Below are 17,415 nucleotides of genomic sequence, written 5' to 3'. Positions count from 1 at the left end.
CACAACAAGTATTTTTTATTGTTAATAAAGGTCTAATAACTGGTGGGCAATTGTTAAAGAAAAAGTTTTTAAGTAAATTATTTTAAAATAAGAAAACAATCAAGGAAAATAAAATGGATAAAATAGATAATAAGATTAAATATACTGGTAAATTTTCTCGAATATTATCGGGTGGCGCCCCTACTTGAAAATATACAGTAGCTTTATTTCGAACAGAAAATTATTCTCAAATCAAAATCTTCTTTACCGATTTGGAAATTAATTTTAATGACACTTATGAAATTACTGTTTTTTTAAAAGAAAACTCCAAATATCCTGATACATATTACCTTGATGAATTGAAAATAGTTAAACCACAAACTAATGATGAATTATGTAAATTATTGCAAAATCTTAAAATTGGTATTGGACAAAAAACAATAGAAAAGATAGAAAAGCAAACTAATAAAGCTGTTATAGATTTAATAAGAGAAGACAAAGAAGCATTTTTAAACTTTTTTGCACATTCATCTAATAAAGAAAAAATTCACAACTTTATAGAAGATTTTTTAAATGATGATATGAGTTTTTTTGTTGAAAATAAACTAACCAGTTTATATAAAAGACTTTGCAAAATCTTTCCTGTAAGAGAAAACTTTGTTGAAAAATTCAAACAAGAAAATCCATACAACTTGTATTTAAAATATAATGTTCCTTTTGATTTAGTTGATGAATTCGCATTGAAGTTAGATGATGAAAATACTTTGTATGGTTTTAATAGATCAGAAGCAGTAGTTATTTTTTCATTTAATGAGTTATGAATGAATAACAGCACTTTATTAGGCATAAATGAAATTAAAAATATTTATAAAAGAAAATACCCAAAGTTTTCTGATGATTTGTTTATTAAAACAATCAAAGATATGATTACAAGAAAACTAATTATTTTTTCAGAAGAAGAAAGATTATTAACCTTAACATCTATTTTCGAAAAAGAAGAATATATTCTTAAAAGATTAAAACAACTTAGTGAAAAGAAAGTAATAAATAATAAAAAAAGTAATATTCAAGAATTATCTCTTTTACAAAGACAAGCTTTTGAAAACGCGATAAATAAACCGGTATCTATAATTTCTGGATTTCCAGGAACAGGAAAAACACATTTAGTCAAATATATTTATGATGAGTTACTTTTAGAATATAAATCAAGCCAAATTGAAATCCTAACCCCAACAGGAAGAGCAGCAACTATTTTATCTTCAAAAATAAATGTTAATGCTAGAACAATTCATAGCTTTTTAAAAATAAGTGATGAAGATGAAGGAATATTAAGTGTTTATAATTCAAATTCACCAGATACAAAAGTTTTAATCATTGATGAGTTTTCAATGGTTAATGTAAATATTTTTTATTTATTATTAACTACTTGCCAAAATTTAGAAAAAATAATTATTGTAGGAGATTATAATCAATTACCTTGTATAGGACCAGGAAATATTTTGCAAGATTTATGTGATTCAAAAATGTTTAGCACAACTTTTTTAACTGAAAATTTTAGAACCGAAAATCCAGATTTGGTTGAGCATTATCTTTCAATTTTAAATCAACAAATACCTAACTTTCAAGCTAATTCAGTTAAAAACTTTAATGTAATTCCAGAAAGTTTTATACCTAAAATTAAAAATATTTATTATCAGTTAATTCAAGAATATAGCGTTGATGACATTATTGTTTTAATTCCTACATACAAAGGGAATAAAGGAATCTTTGCTGTTAATAGTGCAATTCAACAAATGTTGATGCAAAATCAAAAACCTATTTTTGAAATTAATTTCAAAGACATAAAAATTAATTATTACTTAGGTGATAAAATAATTCAACTTAAAAATATTTCTGAAAAAAATGTTTTTAATGGCGAAATTGGTTACATTGTTTCTTTTGAAAAAAATATTTTTACAATTGAATTTCCAAACAATAAATTCATTGAATATACAAAAGAAGAATTTAGAGAATACATTAGTTTAGCTTATGCGGTTACTGTTCATAAGTTTCAAGGTTCAGAATCAAAAGCAGTAATCTTGCCAATTTATAAAGATTTTGAATTTATGCTTACAAGAAAATTGTTATATACAGCAGTTTCAAGAGCAAAAGATCAACTAATTTTGCTTGGAGATATGTCAGTTTATATGTATCAAATTGTGTATGGACAGAATGAAAACAAAATTTTGACAAATTTACAGAACTTAATAATAAAATTAAAATGTAAAGAGAATTCATAAATAAAGGAGCAAAATGTATAAGACAAAAAGATCTGGTTTAATAGCATTTCTTTTAAACCTTATTACTTTTGGGATTTTTGGATTTGTTCAATTATTCTTTTTGGTTAAAGAAACAAACCAAATTTGTAAAGATCATGGCAAAAAAGTAATGAATCCACTTTTAGCTTTAATATTTACATTATTAACTTTTGGAATTTTTGGAATTATTTGAGGTTATATTTTGTTTAACAAAATGAATTCATATGTAATAGCACAACAAGAAAAACCTCGTTTAAGTCCTTTGAGTTGATTGTTATCACAATTCTTTGGAGCATTTACATTATTTATTTGAAATATTATTCTTTATTTCAAAAAATATGCTTTATGAAACCAAATGAATAGATTAGCAAACGAAAAAGCAGCAAAACAAGAAAATAAAGAATAACAAAGTATAAGAAAAATAGATTTAGACACTGTTTAAATCTATTTTTTATTTTCGAAAATCGCAAGTGTTTTGTTAGCAATTAATCATTCTTCATTAGTTCTAATTACAAAAACTTTGACTTTTGATTTTTTGTCACTAATCATTTTATAATCATCATAAGCTAAATTAAATGATGATTTATCTAATAAAATATCATTAAATTTTAATTTGTTAATAACTTGTTCTCAAACTTGACTTTGATTTTCACCAATTCCAGCAGTAAAAACTAAAGCATCAAGTTTGTTTTCTAATTTGTTAGCATACATTGCTACATAATCAACAATTTTAGAAATATAAATATCAAATGCTAATTGTGCTTGCACATTATTTGCTTGACATTGTTCAATTATGTCTCTCATATCTGAAGATACATTAGAAAGCCCTAATAAACCAGATTTGGTATTTAAAATATCAGTTAATTCATCAATACTAATATTCATTTGTTTAATTAAAAATTGATGAATAGAAGGATCTATGTCCCCACTTCTTGTTCCCATAGCAATACCAGCTAAAGGAGTCAAACCCATAGAAGTATCAAAAGATTTTGAATCTTTAACTGCACAAATTGAAGCACCGTTTCCAATGTGCATATTAACAAAATTAACTGTTTGTTTCTTTAAAATTTCTTGTAATTTTAAAGTGATATATTCATGACTAATCCCATGAGCACCATACTTTTTAACATGGTACTTTTGGCTCAATTCATAAGGGATTGGATATAGATTATTAATTGTAGGAATACTTGAATGAAATGAAGTATCAAATTCCAAACACATTTTTGCGAAAGGCATAACTTTTTTAAAACTCTTAATTGCTTGAATAGCACCAGGATTATGTAAAGGTGCATAAATAATTAAGTCATTCATATGTTCAATAATTTCATCTGTCAATTTAGTAGTTTGTTTAAAAAATGGCCCACCATTAACAATTCTAAAACCAATGTATTCAATTTCTTCTGGTTTTTCAATAATGTTATGTTGTTCAATTAATTTTAAAATTTCTTTAATTGCAACTTCGTGGTTTAATAAATCAACTTTATTAGTAAATTCTTGACCATTAGATTTAATGACTATTGAACCACCTTTTAAGGTAATTTTTTCAGCAGCTCCTTTTGCAATTAAACTTAAATCATCTTTGTTAAAAAGTGATAATTTGATAGAACTACTACCAGCATTAATGACAAGGATTTTAGATTTTGACATGATGTTCTTCTCCAAAAAATGTGTATAAAAAAATGGCGATCACGAGAGGATTCGAACCTCTGACAACAAGCTTAGAAGGCTTGTGCTCTATCCTACTGAGCTACGCGACCACACACATATATATTTTAATACAAAAACAAAAAGAATTACAAAAAAATATTTTTAAGTTTTAAAATATATTTTTTCTTATTAACCTATAAAATAGCAAGATACAAAAAAATATTCTTATTGGTTAAAAACAAAAAAAGAATATTTTTTCTAAAAATTAAGTAAGATTATATAAATGCTGATTTCGCTTAGTGGTAAGGCAATTGACTCGTAATCAATAGACATGAGTTCGATCCTCATAATCAGCACCATATAAAAACAAGGTTGTTTAAGCAGCCTTGTTTTTATTTTAGCGAGTCTAAGATTTTGTCAATTCTTGATGCTTTATCTGGTAGTTCATCATAAACAAAATTTAAATCAGGAACTTTTCTTCATTGTAGCATTTTAGCTAATTTGGTTTTAATAAAACCTTTAGCATTTGTTAATGCTTCGATACCAAGTTTAGGTTTAGAAATAAAGACTACAAAAATTTTGGCATAACTTAAATCAGCACTTAATTTAACTTCTACAATTGTAGGACCAACAACATTTGAATTAGTTATATGGTTGTTTACAATGTAAGCTAATGCTTCGTGTAATTCTTGTGTTTTTCTTTCTAAATTAATGTTATTCATCTTCTTTTTCTTGTTCCGTTTCTATGTTGATTGTTCTTTTATAAACTAATAAGTATTCTTTAAAAGTAATTTGTTCGCCAGTGTCAACTTTATAAGCGCTTAATGTTTCTAAGTCAACTACATAGCAATCTTTTTTAGGAGTAACTTTTCAATTTCTAAACACATAAATAAAGAAGTCTTTGGTCTTGAACTGTGAAACCATATTTTCTGCATATTGTGGATATGAAGAAAAAGGTCAAGAACCTTTATCATAATAAGCTTCTTTTAGTTTCTTCATTTCCATTTCATTAACAAAAGTTGCTTTATTGTTGATTCTGATATTTTCGTTAGTTACTTCTAAAATTTTAACTTCTTCAAAATTGTGATTTTTGATTCCATAAACATTGTTTAAATTAATTTCGATAAAAGTATCTTTATAAACAGGTAGGGTTGAAAACTGTTCAACACCTTCTAAATCTTTTTCATTTTTTAATCCATTAATGATAGTAGCAGTGTTAGCATCTTTTAGGATAAATCAAATTTTGGTAAAAGATCTATTTAATGGATGGTAAAGCAAAAACTTAGTCTTGTCAAAATTTAAAATTTTTATTTTCAGAAATTCTTTTGTAGCAATATCAAATAGAATTTCATCATTCTTAGTTATTTTCTTGAGCTCTATCATTTTTTACCTTATACTTTTTACTTTTTTCAATGTTTTCTAAAAAATCAACAATTTTTAAAGCTAGGTTCTTAACTCCAAAACCTTTTCTTTTATATACTTCTAAACCATCTGCTGAGTATCCAAAAGTTAATGCTAAATGAGTATATAACTTATTATACTTAGCTAATTTGAATCAAGTACTATCAGAAGTTGCTTCGATTACAAAAATTGGTTTTTTATTTATTTTTAATTCTCTAATTAACTTGTCATTATTAATAAATTCTTGTAAGCAAGGTACAGAAATTATTTGACTTTTAATATTATTATGTTTTAATAAATAAGATTCGATTTTTAATGCTAAATCTACTTCTGAACCAGAAGCAAGAATTGTAACATCAAAATCTTGGTGTTGTAAATATTGTCCATAACCTTTTTCGTTATTGAAAACAATTTTTTTATCAGTTTCTACTGCTTGTCTAGTTCCAACAATAATACTTTGGTTTGCTAAATCACTAAAAGCTTTAGTAAATGAATAATGTACTTCATCTAAATTGCAAGGTCTATAAACTCTAACATTAGCCGTTGCTCTCAACATTGGAATTTGATCAAAAGGTTGATGAGTAGGACCATCTCCACCAATTAAATATGAATCATGAGTGTAAAAATGAATTGCAGGAATATGCATCATTGCACCTAAACGAATTGCTGCTTTAGCATAATCAGCAAATGCTAAGAATGTAGAATCTACTGTTCTCAAATTATTGTCTAAATAAATACCATTATTAATAGCACTCATTGCGAATTCTCTAATTCCATAATGAATTCCTTGTCCATTTTCAGTTATGGCTTTAGAAAAATTAATTTTAGTAGCAGAAGCTAAATCTGCTGAACCACCAACAACATTTCAATAATTATTTTCAATGTGTTTAATATAAGGTTCGAAATAATCTCTAATTGCTAGATTGTCATTTTTTATATTAGTTTTTACTTGTTCAAAATCATATTGGAATTTATTTTCGCTCAATGCTTGTAATTTTTTAAACTCTTGTGGAAAGTCTTTTTGATATTTATCAAACATTGTTTTTCAAGTTTTATAAACTTCATTTTTTTGTTTTCATGATTCTTGTACAAAAGAATAAACATTTTTATCATAAACAAAAGGAGTTAATTCTTCAAGATTCATTTTCTTTTTAAAGGTAATAGTTTGTTCTGGATTTAAAGTTCCGTTATGACCTTTTGGTGAATTTTCCATTGGAGTAAATTCAGCAATCTTGGTATGAACCTTTATATAAGAAGGTTTTTTAGATGCTTTTGCTTTATTGATAGCTTCAACAATATTTTCAACAGTAGGTTCTTTAACTTCAAAGGTAGCAAAGTTAAATGCTTCAAAGTATTTTAAAGTGTCAATATTGTTAACCACTTCACTTTTAGTATCAATTTGAGCATTGTTGAAATCGTGAATAATGATTAATTTATCTAATTTTAAAGTTCCAGCAAGTTGTAATGCTTCTGCTGAAACACCTTCTTGAATACATCCATCACCATGTAAAGCATAAACATAATGATCGAAAATAGGATAATTAGGCTTGTTAAATTGATTAGCTAAATACTTTTGACTAATTGCCATTCCAACACTCATTGCAATCCCTTGACCTAAAGGACCTGTGCTAGCTTCAATGAATGAATTTTCTATTTCTGGATGTGAAGGGGTTTTTGAACCAAAAGTTTTATGTTTTTTTAAATCATCTATTGAAAGGATACCTAACAAGTTCATAATTGAATAAATTGACATAGAACCATGACCTGCGGAAAGAACAAATCTATCTCTATTTATTCATTTTGGTTGTTCAAGATTTAAATTCAAAATCTTTGTATATAAAGAATAAGTAATAGGTGCAGCACCAATAGCCATTCCTAAATGGCCACCTTTAGCCATATTAATTGAATCTATTGCTAAACCACGCATTGTAGCAATAGCTTTTTTATCTAAATTATTCATTTTGCTCCATAATTGTTTTATTTTTACTATTTAATTTTACATTTTTTAGAAAATAAGGAATTTTATTTTTTAGTATTTAATTTATCAGAAATTTTTTTAGCAGCAATTGCTCCATCATTTGCAGCAGTTACAATTTGCCTAATTTCTTTTTGTCTTATATCTCCAATTGCAAAAATTCCGGGAACTTTTGTTTCCATTTCTTCATTTGTAACAATAAAACCTTTTTGGTCAAAAATAGCAAAATCTTTAGCAAAATCAGCAACTGGTACAAGACCAATAAAAGGGAATAGAGCACTAACTTGTAATTCAATTTTTTTATTATTTTTATCTTCTATTAAGGCTTTTTCTAGAAAATCACTACCTTGAAGTTCTAAAATTTTTGCCCCATCAAGCAAAGTAATATTTTTCTTTACTAAAAAGTCATCAACAATTTTCTTTTCAGCACTAAAGTTTTGATCTTTAGTAATTAATGTAACGTGAGAAACAAAATTTGATAAATAAGTAGCTTCTTCGAACGCAGAATTACCACTACCTAAAACTAACACCGGTTTATCTTTAAATAAAGGACCATCACAGACAGCACAAAAACTAACTCCTTTATTTACAAAGTTTTGATAGTTTTTGATAAAAATAGGTTCTCTATTTTTCATTCCAGTAGCAATAATTACGGTTTTTGCTTCAATTGTGCTTTTGTCTTCTAAAATAACTTGTTGTTCCAAATCATTAATATGTTTAATATTAATTACATTCCCGCTAATATATTCTGTTCCAAAAGACATAGCATGTTTAAACATTTGATTTGCTAATTCAAAACCATCAATAGTTGTAGACCCTAATCAGTTTTCTACTTTAGCAGTTTGACTAATTTTACCTCCAGGCATATATTTTTCAATTATGGCTACTTTTAAATTTGCTCTAGAAGCATATAAAGCAGCATTTAAACCAGCAGGTCCAGCACCTATAATTACTACGTCATAACTTTGTTTTTTATTCATTGTTGCTCACTTTCTTAATACATATATTGTATAAAATAAAAAAGTGTTCTTTGCCAAAAAGTCAAAAAACACCCAAAATTAAATCGATTTTTCTATTTTTTTGTTTTTTCTCTCATGTATTTTAAATAAATTATTTAGGCTAGTTCTATTTACATATGCATAGTATTGTTCAGGATGTGCATATTGATAAACAAATCTGCCTTTTCTTCATTCTCTAACATAGTGAACTTTGTTCAAGAATTCAAAAGCAATAAGTAAGAAGGTACCAATGATAACAAAGACAATTGAGGTTATTACATACAAGTTAAATGCTTCTTGTCTGAATGGTTCCATTGTGAAACGAACCACCCCATATCAAATAAAGTATAAACCAACAGAAGAACCAGGTTTTAGTAATCCAAGTCAGTTAACTACTCAAACAATGATGATATATCCGATTAAGTTTGCTATTCCTTCATATAAGAACAATGGATATCTGTATGCTCCAACTAATCCTAATTCAGTAGAAAGTTCATCAGTAATGAACATATTTGAAGCAAAAGTTTTTCCAAAAATTAATGATGATTTTCCTGTTCAGTCAATCTTTCCATAAAGCTCATGGTTAGCAAAGTTACCTCAACGACCAATTACTTGTCCAATTAAAATGGTAGGAATAATAATTGAAGCGGCTTTTCTAACATCAATATTTTTTCTTTGAGTATAAGCATAAATCAAATCACAAGCGGTAGCAAAAAGAACACCACCTTGGATACTTAATCCCCCTTCTCATGATTTATATCAGTTGCTTCATGAAATAGCACTTGGGTTATATAAAAGTGCTTCTATAACATAACCTAAACGAGCCCCGATCATAGCGGTAGGAATAGTTATTAAAATAAAGCCTAATAAAATTTCGAATTTATACTTTTCTCTTTTTCAAAAAATAAAAACAGTAGTAATTGCTGCTATCATCCCTAAAAATAACATTAATGAATAAGTTTGAACTTCAAATTTACCAATGTTAAATAAAGGTTTTTGATAACCTGAAGGAATTCCAGCTTCTGGCACTCATGCAGGTTTAATCATTGTTTCCTCCTTTTGGTTCTTGATTTCTAATTGAAAGTTCTTTTAATATATCTACTCCATCTTTTCTAGATAAGAATGTACTTACAGCTGCTTCAATTAACGAACCAACAGAAGAACCGTCTTTAACAGGAATTTGAATCATATTAACATAACCATCTAATATTTTATATTTTAAATAATTCATACCAATTCTGTCTAAGGTATTTAATTTTTCTTTATTTACTAATTCAATAACCAAATCAACTCTTGCAGTATCAATAACCGATCTAATTCCGTAAGTATATTTAACATCAATGATTCCGATACCTCTAACCTCTAGAAAGTTTTTGGTTATTTCAGGTGACCTACCTAAAAAACTAGCACCTGAATGTCTAATTAAAACTGCATCATCAGCAACAAATAAATGACCTTTTTGGATTAATTCCAAAGTAGCTTCAGATTTACCAACACCTGATTCACCAACAATTAATACCCCAACTCCACCAACAATAGTTAAACAACCATGAATTTGTTCTTCTATTGAAAATGAATCACTTAAATATGTACCAATTGTAGTTGAAATCTGAGCAGTTGAATTGTTAGCAAAAACCAAAGGAATTCTATATTTATCAGCAACAGATAAAATTCATTTTTTAGGTAAAGCATCCATACCATTTGACAAAATCAATAAAGGAGGTTTAATTGATAAAACTCTTTCTAAGGTTTGGATAGATTTTTCTTTCCCTAATTTTCCAAAGTATTTAGATTCACTAGTTCCTCAACAAACTATGTTTTGTGTATACCTATCATTTTCAATAGCGTTTGCCAATTCCAAACCTAAACGCTTAATCGCTGGCATCTTAATATCTTTGTAATCTAAATTTTCAATGTCAGTGTTAACTAATTCCAAATCAAATTTAGAAATTATTTTCTTAACATTTATCTTGTTTTTTTGTGATTTCATTTTATCCTTTTGACTTTGCTTTTACTAAACTTTATAATTATAAAATAATAATGTTGTTTATTTCTTGTATAATAAATAATGCAAATCACGAGCATCGTTAGCTCAGTCGGTAGAGCAGCTGGCTCTTAACCAGCGGGTCACAGGTTCGAACCCTGCACGATGTACCATATCATTTTTGATCTGAAAAATTTTTGAAAAATTAAATGAGGTTCAAATGCAATAAAATTGGATAAATTTCTGGTTTGAATGTATTTGAACTTTTTTAATAATTTTGTTTCGTTCCGCAATACCTTATTTAATATCGATTCTGCTAAAAAACGCAATGAAAGAAAGAACAAATTAGAGGAAGCAATCATTAAACATTTTGAAATGTATACAGAATAAAATTAATGTGCATTTAACTTATTTATAGTTAAATAAGTAAAAATAATGGAATTAAAATTAATAAATTTTCTTAACTATATTTAAAATTCTTTTATAATAGTAAAGTAAATTTATGTGGCGGTTGTGGTGAAGCGGTCTAACACATCGGGTTGTGGTCCCGACATTCGCGGGTTCGAACCCCGTCAACCGCCCCATTTTTTTTATTACTTTTTTTGGTTCCTAAGGTTTAAAAAATTAATAAAAAAAATGGCAGGAGTAGCAGGACTCGAACCCACAACACACGGGGTTGAAGCCCGTTGTTCTACCATTGAACTATACTCCTAGTCATTAAAAATAATTATAATATAAAAACTTTTAATTTAAAAACTAATATAATCATTAATTATTAGCAAAGCTTATAATATTTTTTTCATTATTAGAAAGAGGAAAAATGTTTATTAAAAATATTACCACTTCAAAAACCAAAGAAGTTGTTTTAAAAGGTATATACAAACAAGAAAAATTACCAGCTAATTTGATTGAAAAAGCAAATAAAATCACAGAATTTTTGGACAAAAACGAAGCATATGTGTTTTTAGACAAAGAAGAAAAATTTGGCTATGATGAATTTTATGCATTAGTTAAAAAACTTGTTGTAGAAGCACCAAGAAATTATTTAGTTGATTTAAAAACTTTTGTAAATAAAAAACTTACATTAACAGAAGTTATTGATGCTTTTGTTAAGGCTTACAACTTTGTAAATGCTGATATTTATGATGCAAAAACAGAAGAAAAAGAACAAAGATTTGAATTAGTTCCTTATGTAGAAAAATTAACTGATGAATTAACTTCAGCTTTCGAAAAAGCAAAAATCATTTCAGAAGCACAAAATTTTGCTAGAAACTTACAAGTTACCCCCCCAAACATTTGTAATTCAGAATACTTAGCAGAACAAATTGTTAAAGATTTTTCAAAAGTTAAAGGATTAAAAGTTACTGTATTAGATAAAGCAGCCATTGAAAAAGAAAAAATGGGATTATTACTATCTGTAAATAGAGGTAGTGTTTATGAACCAAGAGTTGTTATAGTTGAATATAATGGAAATCCTTCTTCAAAAGAAAAAACCGTTTATGTTGGAAAAGGTATAACTTTTGATTCAGGTGGTTATTCACTAAAACCTTCTAGATCAATGTTAGGTATGAAATTTGACATGTCAGGTTCAGTAATTGTAGCTTCTGCTGTAAAAGCAATTGCTCAATTAAAAGGAAAACAAAATGTTGCAGCTATTATGTGTATTACAGATAATAGAGTTAATGGAGATGCTTCATTACCTGATTCAGTTTGAAAATCAATGAGTGGCAAAACAGTTGAAATTAATAACACCGATGCTGAAGGTAGATTAGTTTTAGCTGATGGACTTTACTATGGAGCTACCAAATTACATGCTACTAGATTAGTTGATGTCGCAACTTTAACAGGTGCTATTGTTTCTGCATTAGGTCAAACCTACACAGGAATTTGAGCTACATCAGACAAAGCGTGAAAAGATATTTTAGCTGCTTCAGAAGCACAACATGAATTATTATGAAGAATGCCTTTTGATGATGCTTTTATGAAAAATATTAAAGACTCAAAAGTTGCAGATATGAAAAACACTGATCTTTCAGGTCAAGCAGGTTCTTGTTCAGCAGCAATGTTCTTAAAAGAATTTACTAATGATGTTGAATATGTTCATTGTGATATTGCTGGAACCGCAGATATTGATGAAGTTCCTCAAGGTGTATTAGTTAAAACCTTAACCGAAATGGGTCTATAAAATTCTTAAAAGACTTTCTTAATTGCGAGAAGTCTTTTTTTAATTTTTATAGCTCGCTATAAAATGGGTTAAAAACGTTTAATAATATAATTAAGATATAAAACAAAAAGGAGTCAAAATGAAAAAAAGAATACTTTATAGTTTTTTATCATTATGTCCTTTAGTCATTTTTCCATTAATATCTGCTAGCTGCTCAAAAACAAGAACAAAAGAAGAATTAAGAAAAGAAATTATTTCTAATCTAAATAGTTATTCATTATTTGATGAACAGCTAATTTTCCATCAAGATAATTCATCCAAAAATGTAAATATCAAAGTTATTGATGATGATTTTTTAAAACAAGAAATTTCACCTGAAAAAACAATAGAATCTGAAATCATATATTTTGAAAGAACAAATTCATGACCTATTGAATTTAATGACAACAAAAATATAAATTCATATGACAAAAATGTTGAAGGAGAACCAAAACGAATTATTGGTCTAGATGAAAAACAACAAACAATTCAAGATTCTAAGTATTCTTGATTTAAGTATTATCTTTCTTCTTACAAAGATCCTTTTTTGTTTAACTTTAAACCTGATTTGTTGCAAGGAAACATAAACGAATTTCAACCAAAATTTCAAGATTTTGCTAAATTATTACCTGATAAAGATTATGAAGGAAAAGATTTTGATTTTGATAATTTTTCTTCATTTAACCATTACAATCTTTTCAAAAATGTCAAGCAATTTTCGCAAAATCATTTTTTAGATGAGAATAAAAAATATTTATTTTTTACAGGAACAAATTTAGTCGGTGGTTTTGAAAAACAAGATGAATATGGTGTGCCAATATATGAAGACTCGAAAGACAATATTTTCTATTGAATGCCATACATTAAAAACAATAAGCTCCATTTTTCAAGAATTATAAAAAACAAGAAAGTAGATTTTTTACATTCTAAAACTTCTACAAGAACAATAAGTTTAAACACAATGTTATTTAATATTGAAAAACTAAAAGGAATGTTGAATCTTTCTGAAAAAGAAGAATTTGATTTTTCTAAACATATAGTTATTGAAAACGACACTTATTATCAAAATTTTTCTAATGAATACAAGAAAAATATGATTTGAACCAAAGAACAATTATTAAAAAAATATTCATCAAACAAAAAAGAAAAACAATGTGTTGAAGAGATTATTTCAAATGCACAAATACCACCAAGAATACCTAATTCTACAAAATAATTAATAATGTAATAAATTGCCTTTCAATGTTAATTTAATATTGAAAGGTTTTTAATTCCTATTGCTTGCTATAAAACATATTTTGTTTTATAAACTATAATTTTAAATATGGAAAAAACCAAGTATACAAAAAATGATATTGACTTTGCTTGTAGTATTTTAGATTCGTGAATAAAATATAATCAATATAATCCTGTCCCAGTTGTTAAAACTTCAAATAAAAAAGAATTGAGCAATGAATTTTCAAATTTCAATTTTGAAAATTTTAAAGAAAAAGTTACTATAGCAAAAGAAAATTTATATATTGAATTTGTTTTAGGTAATGTACCAATAAATGGTTATGTTAAAAATAAAAATGAAAATGAATATTTAGGAGAAATGGAAAAAACATTTGTTCTTAGTTTTATTTTAGAAATCGATAAAAATAAAAAAGTGTGTATAAAAAACCAAGTATATTCTCCAATAATTTTTAGCCCCATAAGTACAGATACATTTGATAATAGACATAAAGAAAACAATAATGAAAAAATTAATCAATCTATTATAGATATACTTAATAATGTGCAAGACTTTGAATTAGAAAACATTGATAGTCTTTTAACATCTATTGAAAAAGAATTTGAAAAAATTAATGATGAAATTTTCAAAATAAAAAAAGACGATAGCGAAAACAATAATAGACACTGATACATTAGAATTGTTTATCCTGAAAAAGATCAAGAGAAAATTTTTCATCCTTGTTTTTTTATGGACACAGATTTTTATAGTAATGATATTTTAAAAATTAAAAATAGACTAAATAGTAACAAAAATATTGAAGATGACAAAATTTTAGATTTAATTTTAGGTAAAAAAGATAGAGAAGGAATAGATATCACTAAATTTAAAAACATTTTGAAGTTATCAAATTGTATAGAAAGACCTTTTGTTAAATGACCCAGCAAATATAATTTATCATTAATGCAAGATGTGGCGGTTAATGCATTTTTAAAAGAAACAAATGAAAAAATTTTTTCGGTTAATGGCCCCCCAGGAACTGGAAAAACTACATTATTAAAAGAAATTGCTGCTGGTGTTATATTTGAAAAAGCATGATTGATTCATACAAAAAATGAATGAAGAAACAAGCTAAAAACAATACAGATAGGCAAGAACGAATATGAAATTTTACCTGATGAATTAAAAAGTTTAGGTATTCTCGTCGCCAGCAATAACAATAAAGCGGTAGAAAATATTTCAAAAGAATGACCAAAACCTTTTGATTTAAAAGAACAAGAATGACCCAACTTATTCTCTAATAATGAAAATGACGTCTATTTTTCAAGATTGATAAAAGAAATTTATGAAATATTAGAAAGTAATAATCAAGAAAAAAATAATTTTTGAGGATCTATTTCATTACCTTGAGGAAACAAGCAAAACAGAGAACCAATAAATGCTTTTTTTGCTAATGAAAAAAATAAAAAACTTTTTGATCCAGAATTAAAAGTTGATCCAGAATTAAAAGACGATAACAATGAAATTTTTTGAAAATTTTGAGAAACTTATTCTTCAATTAATGCAGAAAAAGAAAAACAAAAATGAGTGTTTGAAGCAATTAAATCACCTACTAGCTCATTAGAAAAAAATAGAAGAGAGGAGAAAAAGATTCCCAAATTTATAAAGTTAAATGAAAAATGAATAAAACTTTCAAATGATTTGCGAATTGCAAACCAAATGAAAGATGTTGATAGTTATTTTTTTAAGTATTTTATAGAGCAATTTAAAAATAAAAATGACAAAAAAATTGAAAACATTAAATATTTTGGTGAAAAAATTACTTTTCTTTTAGAAAAAATTAAAAAGCAATATTCTAAAAAAACCTTAAAACTTGAAAAAAAATTAAAAAAAATAATAGATAAAATTGAGATTAGTTCATCAAGTAAATTCTCAAATTTATGAAATATAAAAGAAGAAGATATTAATAAAAAAGAAGTTCAAGAAAAAGAGTTTCTTCCTTACACTAAAAATACAGAAAAGGAAAGAATTTCTCTTTTCTATTTATCATTGCAAATTATTAAGCAATTTATTTTGCAACATAATTTGTATCAAATACTTTTTATAAGTCATGAAGAAACTAAAACATTAGAACCTTCAAAACAAATAACTTTAAAGAAAGAGCAATTTTATATATTAAATTTTATATTCCCGGTCATTTCTACCACTTTTGCATCTTTTGGAAACAATTTTAAAGAATTTGATAATGATTCTTTAGGTATTGGTATTATAGATGAAGCAGGTCAAGCTTCACCTTTTGCAGCATTAGGTTTTATAGAAAGAAACAAAAGAAATTTAATTGTTGGAGATCCATTTCAAGTTAAACCAGTAGTTTCATTACCAAAGTCAATTATTAATTTAGTTAAAGAGGTACAAGGCGAAAAAGTTGCTAATAAAAAAGCAGATGAATTATTAAGAATTGATTTATCAATTCAAGAATTAGCCGATTCTATAACTAAATATTACGCAAAAATTAATAAAAAAAGAGTTGGTTGTCCTTTAAAGATACATAGACGTTGTCAATCACCAATGTTTGAGATTTCAAACAAAATTTCTTATGATGAAACAATGATAAACGCTAATTCTAGCACCATCAAAAATGCAAACACTCGTTTCATAGATGTAAAAAATTCTTCAAATAATGGTAATAGCAATGACGAAGAGAATCGTCAAGCCATTATGTTGATAGAAAAAATCATCGCAGAAACCAATGAAGAAGATTTACCATTCATTATTTCACCATTTAAACAGGTTATTGAAAATATTAAAAGCATAATTAGAAAACAACAAGAAAAAGCTGAAAAAGATGCAATAATCAAAAATAAATGAGAAATTCTAAAGACAAAAAATGTTGGTACAGTTCATACATTTCAAGGAAGAGAAGCAAATACCGTATTTTTTGTTCTTGGTGGTAATTCAAATAATAAAGCAGCAATTCGTTGAGCTTTATCAGAACCAAATATTATTAATGTAGCAGTTACTAGAGCTAAAAAGGAATTGATTGTTATTGGAAATAAAGAATTATGACAAGAAGTTAGCGATAAAAACAATGGTTGTTTTAATGTCTTAGTAGAAGAAATTGAAAAAATAAAAAAGGAAGAATCATGTGAAAATTCATCAAATCAGGTAGCTCAATAGAATCGTTTTTAGAACACAACGAAAATGAAATTTGTTTTTGAGGTAGATCAAATGTAGGAAAATCTACTTTGATAAATGCTTTAACAAATCAAAAAATCTCAAGAGTTTCTAAAACCCCAGGTAGAACAAGATTAATCAATTATTTTGCTGACAACAATCAAAAAGTAATAGTTGATCTTCCAGGCTACGGATATGCTGAAATGTCAAAAAGTGAACAACAAAAAATGTTGGATACAACTATTTCTTATTTAAGTGTTTCTAAAAATTTAAAACAAATTTTCTTGTTAATTGATAGCAGAATTGGAATTACTAAAATAGACTTAGAAATGATTAATTTGTTAAAACAAATGAATAAAACAATAGCGTTGGTTTACACAAAAATTGACAAACTAAACCAAAGTGAACGTCAAAAAATCAAAAAAGATTATGAAAAACACGATTTAAAAAATGTCTCCGAATTATTTTATATCTCTTCAAACACAGGTGCTGGAGTTGATAATTTGGTACAGTACATAATTAAATTACTTTATAATTAAAATAT

At 26.4% G+C, this 17,415-nt stretch carries 13 protein-coding genes and 5 tRNA genes; 9 read left to right on the top strand and 9 right to left on the bottom strand.

The window, feature by feature from the left end; translation table 4 throughout:
* The first annotated feature begins 113 nt into the window (after window positions 1-113).
* A complete protein-coding gene (locus ACJA25_RS03705; protein WP_406615482.1) occupies window positions 114-2,258 on the top strand; it encodes an ATP-dependent RecD-like DNA helicase in 2,145 nt (714 codons plus the stop codon).
* A 13-nt stretch (window positions 2,259-2,271) separates the two neighbouring features.
* Window positions 2,272-2,682 (top strand): DUF4234 domain-containing protein, encoded by a 411-nt coding sequence (locus ACJA25_RS03700; RefSeq protein ID WP_406615480.1) that lies wholly within the window; start codon window positions 2,272-2,274, stop codon window positions 2,680-2,682.
* A 38-nt stretch (window positions 2,683-2,720) separates the two neighbouring features.
* On the opposite strand, the gene ACJA25_RS03695 is transcribed toward ACJA25_RS03700, so the two are convergent.
* Window positions 2,721-3,923: an acetate/propionate family kinase gene (locus tag ACJA25_RS03695; RefSeq protein WP_406615478.1), complete on the bottom strand. Its 1,203-nt coding sequence runs from the start codon at window positions 3,921-3,923 to the stop codon at window positions 2,721-2,723.
* A gap of 33 nt (window positions 3,924-3,956) precedes the next feature.
* A tRNA-Arg gene (locus ACJA25_RS03690) sits at window positions 3,957-4,033 on the bottom strand.
* A 175-nt stretch (window positions 4,034-4,208) separates the two neighbouring features.
* Here ACJA25_RS03690 and ACJA25_RS03685 point away from each other — a divergent pair.
* Window positions 4,209-4,282: transfer RNA gene (locus tag ACJA25_RS03685), tRNA-Thr, on the top strand.
* 33 nt (window positions 4,283-4,315) lie between these two features.
* On the opposite strand, the gene rbfA is transcribed toward ACJA25_RS03685, so the two are convergent.
* The 6 genes from rbfA to hprK all read right to left on the bottom strand — a co-directional run bounded on the left by rbfA (window position 4,316) and on the right by hprK (window position 10,287).
* Window positions 4,316-4,645 (bottom strand): 30S ribosome-binding factor RbfA, encoded by a 330-nt coding sequence (gene rbfA / locus ACJA25_RS03680; RefSeq protein ID WP_406615476.1) that lies wholly within the window; start codon window positions 4,643-4,645, stop codon window positions 4,316-4,318.
* Complete coding sequence (locus tag ACJA25_RS03675; protein ID WP_406615474.1) at window positions 4,638-5,306, bottom strand: hypothetical protein; 669 nt, start codon at window positions 5,304-5,306, stop codon at window positions 4,638-4,640. Before ACJA25_RS03675 ends, rbfA begins: the two co-directional genes overlap by 8 nt.
* Window positions 5,281-7,284, bottom strand: a complete 2,004-nt coding sequence (locus ACJA25_RS03670; RefSeq protein ID WP_406615472.1) for a transketolase-like TK C-terminal-containing protein — start codon at window positions 7,282-7,284, stop codon at window positions 5,281-5,283. Before ACJA25_RS03670 ends, ACJA25_RS03675 begins: the two co-directional genes overlap by 26 nt.
* 62 nt (window positions 7,285-7,346) lie before the next feature.
* Entirely contained in the window at window positions 7,347-8,279 is a 933-nt protein-coding gene (locus tag ACJA25_RS03665) for an NAD(P)/FAD-dependent oxidoreductase (protein WP_406615470.1), read from the bottom strand.
* 78 nt (window positions 8,280-8,357) lie between these two features.
* Window positions 8,358-9,344, bottom strand: coding sequence for a prolipoprotein diacylglyceryl transferase (gene lgt / locus ACJA25_RS03660; RefSeq protein WP_406615468.1), 987 nt, complete (start codon window positions 9,342-9,344; stop codon window positions 8,358-8,360).
* Complete coding sequence (hprK, locus tag ACJA25_RS03655; protein WP_406615466.1) at window positions 9,337-10,287, bottom strand: HPr(Ser) kinase/phosphatase; 951 nt, start codon at window positions 10,285-10,287, stop codon at window positions 9,337-9,339. The genes lgt and hprK overlap by 8 nt, the downstream gene beginning before the upstream one ends.
* Before the next feature lie 91 nt (window positions 10,288-10,378).
* Here hprK and ACJA25_RS03650 point away from each other — a divergent pair.
* Window positions 10,379-10,454: transfer RNA gene (locus ACJA25_RS03650), tRNA-Lys, on the top strand.
* A 334-nt stretch (window positions 10,455-10,788) separates the two neighbouring features.
* Window positions 10,789-10,865, top strand: a tRNA-His gene (locus tag ACJA25_RS03645).
* Between the two features lie 53 nt (window positions 10,866-10,918).
* Here the strand turns inward: ACJA25_RS03645 and ACJA25_RS03640 are convergent.
* Window positions 10,919-10,993: transfer RNA gene (locus ACJA25_RS03640), tRNA-Trp, on the bottom strand.
* 108 nt (window positions 10,994-11,101) lie between these two features.
* Between ACJA25_RS03640 and ACJA25_RS03635 the strand changes: the two genes are divergently transcribed.
* The 4 genes from ACJA25_RS03635 (at window position 11,102) to yihA (ending at window position 17,410) form a co-directional block, all read left to right on the top strand.
* Window positions 11,102-12,466: a M17 family metallopeptidase gene (locus ACJA25_RS03635; RefSeq protein ID WP_406615463.1), complete on the top strand. Its 1,365-nt coding sequence runs from the start codon at window positions 11,102-11,104 to the stop codon at window positions 12,464-12,466.
* 118 nt (window positions 12,467-12,584) lie between these two features.
* The gene (locus ACJA25_RS03630) at window positions 12,585-13,700 is read left to right on the top strand and encodes a hypothetical protein (protein WP_406615461.1); all 1,116 of its coding nucleotides are present in this window, start codon (window positions 12,585-12,587) and stop codon (window positions 13,698-13,700) included.
* Window positions 13,701-13,808: 108 nt separating this feature from the next.
* Window positions 13,809-16,874, top strand: a complete 3,066-nt coding sequence (locus ACJA25_RS03625; RefSeq protein ID WP_406615459.1) for an AAA domain-containing protein — start codon at window positions 13,809-13,811, stop codon at window positions 16,872-16,874.
* On the top strand, window positions 16,841-17,410 hold the full coding sequence (gene yihA / locus ACJA25_RS03620; protein WP_406615457.1) for a ribosome biogenesis GTP-binding protein YihA/YsxC: 570 nt from the start codon (window positions 16,841-16,843) through the stop codon (window positions 17,408-17,410). Before ACJA25_RS03625 ends, yihA begins: the two co-directional genes overlap by 34 nt.
* Window positions 17,411-17,415 lie beyond the last annotated feature (5 nt).

It is taken from the genome of Mycoplasmopsis hyopharyngis (assembly GCF_045276885.1).
Classification (GTDB): domain Bacteria; phylum Bacillota_I; class Bacilli_A; order Mycoplasmatales; family Metamycoplasmataceae; genus Mycoplasmopsis; species Mycoplasmopsis hyopharyngis.
The sequence above is the reverse complement of the archived record's forward strand: the minus strand, read 5'-3'. Positions and strand labels throughout refer to the sequence as shown.